Source organism: Chelativorans composti (assembly GCF_039541695.1).
Classification (GTDB): Bacteria; Pseudomonadota; Alphaproteobacteria; order Rhizobiales; family Rhizobiaceae; genus Chelativorans; species Chelativorans composti.
In genome coordinates this window covers 1-9,820 of sequence record NZ_BAABGS010000007.1, presented here as the reverse complement: position 1 = coordinate 9,820, position 9,820 = coordinate 1, and the positions used below count along the sequence as shown (strand labels likewise).

At 62.9% G+C, this 9,820-nt stretch carries 14 protein-coding genes, 1 tRNA gene and 1 pseudogene; 6 read left to right on the top strand and 10 right to left on the bottom strand.

Annotated features, from left to right (window positions below; translation table 11 throughout):
* The 5 genes and pseudogenes from ABD906_RS00555 to ABD906_RS00535 form a co-directional block, all read right to left on the bottom strand.
* Positions 1-126 (bottom strand): annotated as a pseudogene (locus tag ABD906_RS00555) (electron transfer flavoprotein subunit beta/FixA family protein); the annotation flags it as partial.
* A 190-nt stretch (positions 127-316) separates the two neighbouring features.
* The gene (locus ABD906_RS00550; RefSeq protein ID WP_345097631.1) at positions 317-1,039 is read right to left on the bottom strand and encodes a rhomboid family intramembrane serine protease; all 723 of its coding nucleotides are present in this window, start codon (positions 1,037-1,039) and stop codon (positions 317-319) included.
* A gap of 82 nt (positions 1,040-1,121) precedes the next feature.
* Entirely contained in the window at positions 1,122-1,700 is a 579-nt protein-coding gene (locus tag ABD906_RS00545; RefSeq protein WP_345097630.1) for a cob(I)yrinic acid a,c-diamide adenosyltransferase, read from the bottom strand.
* A 12-nt stretch (positions 1,701-1,712) separates the two neighbouring features.
* A complete protein-coding gene (locus ABD906_RS00540) occupies positions 1,713-1,916 on the bottom strand; it encodes a twin transmembrane helix small protein (RefSeq protein WP_345097629.1) in 204 nt (67 codons plus the stop codon).
* Positions 1,917-1,949: 33 nt separating this feature from the next.
* Positions 1,950-2,783, bottom strand: a complete 834-nt coding sequence (locus ABD906_RS00535; protein WP_345097628.1) for an SDR family oxidoreductase — start codon at positions 2,781-2,783, stop codon at positions 1,950-1,952.
* A gap of 82 nt (positions 2,784-2,865) precedes the next feature.
* On the opposite strand from ABD906_RS00535, the gene ABD906_RS00530 reads away from it, so the two are divergent.
* Positions 2,866-3,741, top strand: coding sequence for a YihY/virulence factor BrkB family protein (locus ABD906_RS00530; protein ID WP_345097633.1), 876 nt, complete (start codon positions 2,866-2,868; stop codon positions 3,739-3,741).
* Here ABD906_RS00530 and ABD906_RS00525 read toward each other — a convergent pair.
* Complete coding sequence (locus ABD906_RS00525) at positions 3,705-4,598, bottom strand: DMT family transporter (RefSeq protein ID WP_345097627.1); 894 nt, start codon at positions 4,596-4,598, stop codon at positions 3,705-3,707. The two genes, ABD906_RS00530 and ABD906_RS00525, sit on opposite strands and share 37 nt — an antisense overlap.
* Positions 4,599-4,666: 68 nt before the next feature.
* Positions 4,667-5,569, bottom strand: a complete 903-nt coding sequence (gene gluQRS / locus ABD906_RS00520) for a tRNA glutamyl-Q(34) synthetase GluQRS (RefSeq protein ID WP_345097626.1) — start codon at positions 5,567-5,569, stop codon at positions 4,667-4,669.
* A gap of 89 nt (positions 5,570-5,658) precedes the next feature.
* On the opposite strand from gluQRS, the gene ABD906_RS00515 reads away from it, so the two are divergent.
* Together ABD906_RS00515 and ABD906_RS00510 are read left to right on the top strand one after the other, a co-directional pair.
* Positions 5,659-6,384, top strand: a complete 726-nt coding sequence (locus tag ABD906_RS00515; RefSeq protein ID WP_345097625.1) for a DNA-3-methyladenine glycosylase family protein — start codon at positions 5,659-5,661, stop codon at positions 6,382-6,384.
* 45 nt (positions 6,385-6,429) lie between these two features.
* Positions 6,430-6,987, top strand: coding sequence for an HNH endonuclease (locus ABD906_RS00510; RefSeq protein ID WP_345097624.1), 558 nt, complete (start codon positions 6,430-6,432; stop codon positions 6,985-6,987).
* Positions 6,988-7,055: 68 nt separating this feature from the next.
* Here the strand turns inward: ABD906_RS00510 and ABD906_RS00505 are convergent, their stop codons facing one another.
* Positions 7,056-7,565, bottom strand: coding sequence for a disulfide bond formation protein B (locus tag ABD906_RS00505; RefSeq protein WP_345097623.1), 510 nt, complete (start codon positions 7,563-7,565; stop codon positions 7,056-7,058).
* Positions 7,566-7,574: 9 nt separating this feature from the next.
* On the bottom strand, positions 7,575-8,156 hold the full coding sequence (locus tag ABD906_RS00500) for a YqaA family protein (RefSeq protein WP_345097622.1): 582 nt from the start codon (positions 8,154-8,156) through the stop codon (positions 7,575-7,577).
* 134 nt (positions 8,157-8,290) lie between these two features.
* On the opposite strand from ABD906_RS00500, the gene ABD906_RS00495 reads away from it, so the two are divergent.
* Positions 8,291-8,375 (top strand) — tRNA-Leu (locus ABD906_RS00495).
* Between the two features lie 221 nt (positions 8,376-8,596).
* Here ABD906_RS00495 and ABD906_RS00490 read toward each other — a convergent pair.
* Positions 8,597-9,343, bottom strand: a complete 747-nt coding sequence (locus ABD906_RS00490) for an outer membrane protein (protein ID WP_345097621.1) — start codon at positions 9,341-9,343, stop codon at positions 8,597-8,599.
* A gap of 162 nt (positions 9,344-9,505) precedes the next feature.
* On the opposite strand from ABD906_RS00490, the gene ABD906_RS00485 reads away from it, so the two are divergent.
* On the top strand, positions 9,506-9,640 hold the full coding sequence (locus tag ABD906_RS00485; protein ID WP_345097634.1) for a hypothetical protein: 135 nt from the start codon (positions 9,506-9,508) through the stop codon (positions 9,638-9,640).
* Positions 9,612-9,710, top strand: a complete 99-nt coding sequence (locus ABD906_RS00480; RefSeq protein WP_345097632.1) for a hypothetical protein — start codon at positions 9,612-9,614, stop codon at positions 9,708-9,710. The genes ABD906_RS00485 and ABD906_RS00480 overlap by 29 nt, the downstream gene beginning before the upstream one ends.
* Positions 9,711-9,820: the final 110 nt, after the last annotated feature.

Genomic DNA, 9,820 nt, shown 5'->3' with positions numbered 1-9,820 from the left:
CGCGATCTCGTCGAACGGGTTCATCGCCATCTTGATGTTGGCAAGATCAACACCAGACCCATCCGCCTTCACACGCGGCTTCACATTCGAATCTATAACCCGCTTTACGGGAACAAGGACTTTCAACTGCAGAACTCCTCTCACTCCATCCGGGCCGTGGATAGGGCCTCCCGCTCGCAGTGGGTGCGACTGAGGGAAGGAAAAATGAAACTTGGCCTCGCGGCGTTCGCCGCGGCGCGCAAGCTAAAGATGACGGTTTTGGCCGTCAATAGAACAGGGGCAAATGGTATCAGGCGAGAGCAAACGGCCGCGCGGTTCAGGCGTCATGCTCGGACCGCACGGTGTCGGTGGCGGCGACCGGTTTCTCGAACAGCGGCACGCCGGGCCTGCGCAGCACGACGACCAGCACCGCGCCGGCGATGATGCCGCCGATGTGGGCTGCCCAGGAGACGGCCCCCTCCGTGTCGACGAGCATCATGAGGAACTGCGTCGCGATCCATGTCGCGAGCACCACATAGGCGGGCAGGCGCAGCGGAATGCGCGCCAGGATCAGCACCCACAGCTTCACGCGCGGATGCAGGATGAGATAGGCGGTGACAACGCCGGCGACGGCACCCGAAGCGCCGATGAGCGGCATCTGCGAATAGGGCATCGCCATCCCGTGCGCGACGGCCCCGGCGATGATACAGGCGAAATAGAAGATCGTGTAGCGGATATGCCCGAGCGCGTCCTCCACGTTGTCGCCGAACACCCACAGGAACAGCATGTTGCCGAGCAGGTGGAAGATGTCCCCGTGCAGGAAGGCATAGGTGACATAGGTGAAGGGAACCGGCACCATCTCCAGTTCGGGCGGCAGGATGGCGTAGTTGTATACGACCGACGGAATGTAGCCGAGCCCGTAGGCGGCTGCCTGCGAGAACCCTTCTCCGGAAAGCGACGTAAGGAGATAGACCAGCACGTTGATGGCGATGATCGCCTCGGTCACGTACTGTCGGCGGATGTGCCGGAGCCGGTTGGAATCATAGAGCGGTATGAACATGACGATTCACGGGGATCCGGCCTTGCCTACGTCCGCCGGCCCTCCCGGAGCGGCTGCCGCTCCCATCATGGCCTTCCGGCGTTCAACGGTTCTTGCCCGGTACCCATAGCACATCGCCTGCTCCCTTGTCATTGACCCAGCGGGCCGCGACGAAGAGCAGGTCCGACAGCCGGTTGATGTACTGCAGCGCGGCCGGTCCCACCTGCGATCCTTCCTGCTGGCTGAGACGCACCATTTCGCGCTCCGCCCGCCGTGCGATCGTCCGCGCCAGGTGCAGCGCCGCCGCCGCTTGCGATCCGCCCGGAAGGATGAAGGACTTGAGCGGCTCAAGCTCCGCATTCAGCCGGTCGATCTCCCGCTCCAGCCGTTCCACCTGAGCGGGCACGATGCGCAACGCCTCGAAGCTCAGGGTGCCGCTGTCCGGGGTTGCGAGATCCGCTCCGAGGTCGAACAGGTCGTTCTGGATGCGGGCGAGCATCGCGTCGAGCTCGGGAAACTGCTCGGCTGTGTGGAGGCGCGCCATGCCAATGACGGCGCTCGTCTCGTCCACCGCGCCGATGGCGTCAAAGATCGCGTCGCTCTTCGGCCGGCGCTCGCCGGTGACGAGCCCGGAGGTGCCCTTGTCGCCGGTCCGGGTGTAGATCTTGTTGAGCTTGACCATGGTCGCGTCGGGCTATCCCTGGCCGCGCGTGCCGATCCACAGCGCAATGACCGCCACCAGCACGGCGAGCGCCTGGAAGGCGATGCGCCAGCGCATCAGCCTGTTGGACTTTTCCGCGGGTCCGCCGCGCATCATGTTCACGAGGCCCCGGATGAGGACGATCACGACCGCCGCCATGAGCAGGGCGAGAAGAACGTCGATGGGTCTGAATGGCATGGGTGCTGTCCTTTCTGTCTGCTGGCGGTCGAATCAGTCCTGTCCGGCAAGTATGCGATAGAGCAGGGAAGCAGGAAGAATTCTCTTCAGCCCGGTGCCGATCCTGGCCGGCAGCGTTACCACATAATGGGGGCGCGGCCGGGGATGGTCGAGCGCGTGTTTCAGTTTGCGGTAGACGGCTTCCGGGCCTGGTTTGAAGGGCGACTTCCGCCCGCCGCTCTGCAGACGTTCGAGTTGGGCCTGATACGCCTGCCTGTGCGGGGATTGTTCCACGTCTATATGCTTCAGGAAGTGCGGCAGGCCGTTCGAGGCAATCTTCGACTTGACCGGTCCCGGCTCGATGAGGCTGACGTGGATGCCTGACCCCATGAGCTCCAGCCGCATGCACAGCATCAGCCCCTCGATGGCGTGTTTCGACGCCGCATAGGCGCCGCGGAAGCGCACCGGCACCAGCCCGAGGATCGAGGAGACGTGGACGAGTCGGCCATGCCCCTGCGCCCGCATCACCGGCACGATGCGGCGCGTGAGGTCATGCCACCCGAAGAAATTGGCCTCGAACTGTTCCCGCAGCGCTTCCATGGGCAGATCCTCGACGGCGCCCGCCTGCGCATAAGCGCCGTTGTTGACCAGCGCGTCCAGCCGCCCGCCCGTACGGGCGAGCACTGACTCTACAAGCGCGGCGATTGCCTCGGGTTCCCTGTAGTCGAGGTAGAAGGCTTCCAGGCCATCCTGTTCCAGCATAGCCAAGTCTTCCGGCTTGCGCGCCGTGGCGAAGACGCGCCACCCGTCGGCCTTGAGCGCGCGGGCGCAATGGGCTCCGATTCCGGATGATGCTCCGGTAATGAGCACGGTTCTCTGTGTATTCATGCCGAATCCTTGCCCCGCTTGCTTGTCATTGAGGGAATTGGGATCACATACAGGTTTGAACGAAGGTCGGCCATTGGTGAGCATGGAACAGGGACGGAAGGGCGGCAGCACGCTCGACGCGCTTCGCCGCATTCTTGGCGATGCCTTCGGGCATTTCAACAACGACGACGGCTGGGCCATGGCCAGTCATCTCGCCATCAGCGCCATCATGGCGCTGTTTCCGTTCCTGATCTTTGCCACCGCGCTCGCCAGCTACCTCGGCGCGGACCGTTATGCGGAGACGGTGGTCGACCTGATCTTCCAGACCTGGCCGGACGTGGTGGCCGAGCCGATCGCGCGGGAAGTCCACAACGTGCTCGGCGTTCGCCGAGGCGACGTGCTGACTTTCGGTGTTCTCGTTGCCGCCTTTTTCGCTTCCAACGGCGTCGAGGCGCTGCGCACCTCGCTCAACCGGGCCTACCGGATGACCGAGCGGCGCTCGATGATCCGGCTGCGATTCCAGAGTCTGGGCTTCGTGCTGGTGGCGACCCTTGGCTTCACCGCCGTGAGCCTTCTGCTCGTCGTGGCGCCCGTGGCGGCGGGTATTGCGGTCTCCTACCTCGACTGGTTGCGCCCCTACATGGGCAAGATCACCCTCTGGCGTTACGTCATCGCCATCACGATTCTGGTTCTGTCGCTGTTTGCGGTTCATCTGTGGCTGCCCGCTGGCAAGCGCACGGTCATGGAAATCCTGCCTGGCCTGCTCTTCACGCTGGTCGGCTGGCTCATTGGCTCCAGCCTGTTCGCGGCCTATCTCTCCCGCTTTTCCAGCTATGCCTCAACCTACGCGGGGCTGGCCTCGATCATGATCGCCGTCGTCTTCCTCTATATTGTCTCGGCGATCTTCATCCTCGGCGCGGAGATCAACGCGGCCATCATGCGCTACCGCAACATCGCCGCCCGGCGCGGCCTGCGCTGAACCGTGGCAAGTGCCACGCCGAATGTGGTGATCGCCATGCCCACGATTTGCACCGGCGTCAGCGTCTCGTTGAACAGCAGCCAGGCCATCAGCGCCGTGACCGCCGGCACGAGATAGAAGAGAGACGCCACGCGCGACACCTCACCTGCGCGGATGAGGATCATCAGCAGCAGAATGGCGGCGACCGAAAGCACGATCACCAGCCACGCCATGGCGAAGACCAGCTCGCCGGTGAGGATGTATTCCCTTGTCTCGAACAGCAACGAGATGGGCAGTGCCAGCGTGAGCCCGCCGACATACTGCCAGATCGTTCCCGTGAGCAGGTCGGCGTTGGCGACGAACCTCTTCTGCCAGACTGTCCCGAGTGCCATGGCGACCACCGCCGCGAGCCCTGCGCTCACCGTCTCCACCGTCACGCCGCTCGAAATGTCGCCGAGCTTGGGCGACAGCACGATGGCGACCCCCGCAAAGCCGATGAACAGGCCGAGCCAGACCTTGCGGTCCACGCGCTCGCCTGCGAAGGCGCTCGCCATCAGCGCCGTGAGCAGCGGCTGCAGGCCGACCACGAGACCGGCAAGCCCCGCCGGCAAGCCGCGACGCACCGCCCAGAACACCCCGCCGAGGTAGACGCCGTGCATCAGCATGCCGGCGATGGCCGCATGCAGGGCCGTCACCGGCGGCAGGCGCTTTGCCTTGAACAGCGGCACGAGCAGGAGCAGCAGCGCGATGGACAGCACGATGCGCACCGAGAGGAAGGTGAAGGGCTCTGCCCATGGCATCGCATAGCGTGCGCCAATGAAACCGGTGGACCAGAGCACGACGAAGACGGCTGGGATGGTGCGAACCAGGTTTTGCATCGGTTTGTCCGTGATCGTGTGGCTCATCAGGGCGGGCAGGGAAGGGTGGTACGAGCGGGGGAGGGATCTCAGCCGTCCGGCAGAAACGCCAGTGCCTCGAAGCCGATCATCCTCGCAATGTCGCGCGGGCTTGCCCGCGCCTGCCGGAGAGAGGCGAGGGAGGTATCGTTGGCGCTTTTCGAGAGCTTGCGGCCGTTTTCGTCGAGGACCAGCCGGTGATGGTGATACTGCGGCACGGGCAGTTTCAAGAGCTCCTGTAAGACGCGGTGGACGGCAGTCGCGTAGAACAGGTCGCGGCCGCGCACGACATGGGTGATCCCCTGCAGCGCATCGTCGACAACCACGGAGAGGTGGTAGCTCGCCGGGATCTCCTTTCGGGCGATGACCACGTCTCCCCAGGCTCGCGGGTTGGCGGTCACGGTTCCCGTCTCGCCGGCGGGACCTTCCCCCTCTTCCTCCCAGTGGAGCGTTTCGCCGATGTGCCGGAGCGCTGCCTCCATGTCGAGCCGCCAGGCGAAGGGCTCGCCATCTTCCATCCGCCGCCTGCGCTCCGCCTCCGGGCGTTCCCGGTCGACGGGCGGAAAGAGCGGCACCCCGTCCGGATCCCGTAGCCACGGCTCGCCCCCCGCCTCCGCCTCGGCGATATGGGCACGTACCTCGCCGCGCGTCATGAAGGAGGGATAGACGAGCCCCGCCTCGATCAGTGACTCCAGCGCCTCGCGGTAATCGTCGAAATGATCGGACTGGCGGCGCACCGGCTCTTCCCAGGCAAGGCCCAGCCACTTGAGGTCCCGCAGAATGCCTGCCTCGAGTTCGGGCGTGCAGCGCGTCGTGTCGATATCCTCGATCCGCACGAGGAAACGTCCTCCGCTCTCCCGCGCCAGCATATAGTTGAGCAACGCCGAATAGGCGTGGCCGAGATGCAGGGCGCCGTTGGAACTCGGGGCGAAGCGGAAGACGGGTTTATTCATCCGGTTGATGGAAATCGGGTTGAACTGCCTTTCGGGCAGCAGCTTGGTTCCGACGGTATAATCTCGCCCGGCCGTGTCAAGGAGGAGCTATGGAAAGGATCAGGTCGGAAGCTGATATCGTTCGCGCGCTGGACGAGCTGGAGGCTGCCGATCCGCGTCTGGCAGGGGTTCGCAGGCGCGTCAGCGCGGTCGACCTTCGTCTGTCCGAGCCGAACTTTGCGAGCCTCGCCGCGATCGTCGTCGCCCAGCAGGTGTCGCGTGCAAGCGCCCAGGCCATGCTCGACCGACTGTCGCGCAAGGTGCAGCCCCTGAGCGCCGGCCAGCTTCTGGCCGCCGGTCCCGCAGCGCTGGTGGAGGCAAGACTTTCCCAGGCCAAGCAGCGCGCGCTTTTGGCTCTCGCCGCATCCATTGAAGAGGAAAAGCTGGACCTTGCGGCCCTCGCCGAATGCCCCTCCGCTGAGGCGATCGCAACCCTCTCCGCCCTTCCGGGGATAGGTCCGTGGACCGCCGAGGTCTTCCTGCTGACGGCCGGCCACCCGGATGTCTTTCCGTCGCGCGACGTGGCGCTCCAGGCCGCGGTGGCCGAGGGCCTCGGGCTGACGGCCCGGCCTGCCGACCGGGTGCTCGCCGCCATGGCTCTGGCGTGGAGCCCCTGGCGGTCGGTAGCCACGCGGCTATTCTGGGCGCTCTACCGCGAAATGAAGGGTAGGGAGGTCCTGCCGTCGGTCGCAGCGCCCCATAACCCGTGGAAACCCGCGATGCAGGCACCGTCGCGTCCGACAATATGCTTCACAAGGCTGTCGCGGCGGGATTAGAATGACGGTGTCGATCGGTCTGTCCAGCTCACAGGAGCCAAACACGTGACCATCGCTTTTTCTCCGGGCGGCATGCCTGCCTTGGTGCTAAATGCGGATTACAGGCCGCTGAGCTATTATCCCCTGTCGCTCTGGTCGTGGCAGGACGCGATAAAGGCTGTATTTCTCGACCGGGTGAACATCGTCGCCGAATACGACCAGACGGTCTCCTCGCCGTCCTTTACGATGCGGATCCCGAGCGTCGTCAGTCTCAAGACCTATGTGAAGCCCTCGCTCTATCCGGCCTTCACCCGTTTCAACGTCTTCCTCCGCGACCATTTCGAGTGCCAGTACTGCGGCGCGAAGCACGACCTGACCTTCGATCACGTTATTCCGCGACACATGGGTGGCCAGACGACCTGGGAGAACGTTGTCGCTTCCTGTGCCCCCTGCAACCTCCGCAAGGGCGGGCTGCTGCCGGAGCAGGCGGGCATGTTTCCGCGACAGAAGCCCTTCAGGCCGACGGTCTACGACCTGCACAATGCCGGGCGGCACTTCCCGCCCAACTATCTTCACGAGAGCTGGCTCGACTATCTCTACTGGGACGTCGAACTCGAGCCTTGACCCGGCCCTCAACGGCCGGAGGACGTCGGCCGCAGGGTTATACGGAAACCGGCGAGGCGCAGGGTCCCTTACCCCCGCTTGCGCAGCACGGCGGTGAAGGCGACCGCCGCAAGAATCGTGCTGATCACGAAGTTCCAGCCTGCGAACGAGAGGCCCAGGAAGCGCCAGGACGCCACGCCGCAGGAAGGCGGAATGACCGCGTTCAGCTGGTCGAGCAGGCTGCCTTCGATGGTGGGCAGCACGGGCGTGGAGCAGTCGGCCGGGCCTTCCCACCAGCCCCACTCGACGCCGGAGTGATAGCCGGACAGATACATGGTCCACAGCATCAGCGCGCCGCCGATGAGAATAAGCAGCCGCGTGACGGCGGTGGGCAGGCGGAACACCGCGCTCAGCGTGGCCAGCACCATCACCGGGACGCCGATGTAGTAGGGCACGCGCTGCTCGAGGCACAGCTTGCAGGGCAGGTAGCCGCCGATGTGCTCGAAGGCTAGGGCGGTACCTACCGTTGCCGCCATGGCTGCCGCCAGGAAGGCGGAGACGGTGGCGTAGGCACGTTCGGTCAGGCTGGAGAGTGACATTGTCGAGCCTCAGAAGACATAGCGGACGGCGACGAAACCGCCGATCAGCAAAACCATGAACAGGGTGAAGAGAAGACCGAGGTTCTTCTCGATGAACTCGCGGATCGGTGCGCCAAACATGAAGAGCAGCCAGGAGACGATGAAGAACCGCAATCCGCGTCCGACGATCGAGACAAGGATGAGAAGCGGGACGCTGAAGCCTGTCGCACCGGAGAAGATCGCCAGCACCTTGTAAGGGAAGGGTGTCACCGCGCCGAACAGGATCGCCCACCCGCCCCATTTGTTGTAGAGGGCGGCGATTTCGGCAAAGGCGGCTTCCTGGCCATAGAACCGCAGGATTGGAACGCCGACCACCTCATACAGGAACGCGCCGATGGCATAGCCGAGCAGAGCTCCGAGCACGGATGCGATGGTGCAGATCAGCGCATAGCGGAACCACTTGGACCGGTCCGCCAGGACCATCGGGATGAGGAGCACGTCCGGCGGAATCGGGAAGAACGAGCTCTCGATGAACGAAATCGCCGCAAGGCTTTTCTCCGCGTGGCGGGTTGCCGCCAGGGACATCGTGAAGTCGTAGAGTTTGCGAAGCATCGGGACCCCTTGGTGCTGAGACTGTGTAGCCGCCTTGCGAAGCCGGTTCAACTGACGCTTGCGTTCAATTTGTCGTAACCAGTTGACGGCCACATCCGGCTGCGTATAGTCCGCCCCTGCTGGGTGATCAGCGTGCCTCCGTGGTGGAATTGGTAGACGCGCCCGACTCAAAATCGGGTTCCGAAAGGAGTGTCAGTTCGAGTCTGACCGGAGGCACCATTTTCTTCCATAAATTAAAGCAATTTCAGTAGGTTAGTAAGCTAACTCGTTAGCCCATCCCCCTATACATCCCCCTCTGATGGGTCGTGAGTCGCTAATACTCGCCTTGGGCATGTTGAAGCAGAGACCCCGTACCTTGGCTCATCGGGATGCGCCTAGAACAAAAAGCGCCGCAGACAACAATGCCTGCGGCGACCAAGAGGCCAGATGCCCAATGTTGCTTAGAACTTGTAGTTCAAGCCAACACGGACGGTATGGAACTTGAACTTTGCATCTGCGCGTCCATCATCGCCTCCCAGGAGCAATGGTCCTTCTGCGAAGGTCCACTTGCCGAGGTCAGTATAAAGGTACTCCGTCTTTAGCGACCAATTGTTGTCAAGCGCGTATTCCGCACCAGCACCAGCAGTCCAACCAACCTTGGTCTTGGACGCAGACACCCCCTCAGTTTCCCCTTCGTCGGTGCCTTCTGCAAACAACTCAGTCCTGCCGTAAGCAACACCGCCAGTCGCGTAAACCATAAAGCGCTCTTGTGGCAAGAAGCCAATACGGGCCCGCGTGGTACCAAACCACTGAACCTTGCCGCCGATGCGACCAGAAAAATCATCAAAGTAAGCAGACGCTTCAGCCTTGATGCCGGAATACTGAATGTCGGTCTCCAAGCCGTACACTACCGAGCCGGACTGCCAATTGAAGCCCGCCTGCGCGCCGCCGATGAAGCCACTACCCGTGATGCCGGCTCCGTAGGAGATGGTATCGTAGATCTCGTTACCTTCGACAAGCCATTCCTGGGCATTCGCACGCAGCTTACCGCCGCCATAGCCCGCATTAAGACCGATGTAAGCTCCGCTCCAGGCGTAAGCTGGAACGTCTGCTACCGTCGGTGCGGGATCATAAGAAAATACGGCATCTGCTGCCAAGGCGGATGTTGAGAGAAGTGCAGCGGTTGTTGCGATTGCGACAAACTTCATAATAACCCCCTCCTTAAAGGATCATATCCATAAATATGCATTATCTTTGGCGTATCGCTATAGCATTTTTGCAACACCAGGTGTTTTCTAATATAGATCGACAGGAGATTGAACCGCGCCGGGTTTGCCGGAGGCTCCAACTCCTGAGTAGGATGGAGCATCATGAGCAAGACGACGAACAAGTTTTCCCCTGAAGTGCGCGAGCGCGCGGTGCGGCTGGTTCTCGACAACGAGGGTCAACACGCGTCGCGATCGCTACGGTCGCACTCTGGCAACGATCCGAAACAGCCGAGGTGACGTAGGCCAACAGCTAGTCAACAATGGATTGGCGCATCAATGGAAAGGCTACAAAGAGAGTTGGTGCTGATCGGCCCCCCACGGACGGGTCCAATTTGATTGTTAGTGCAATGATGGTCGTGGCGCCAGCGCGGGCGGCATCGCTGGTTGGGGTTGCAGGGCCGCCCGCGCGAATGCCGG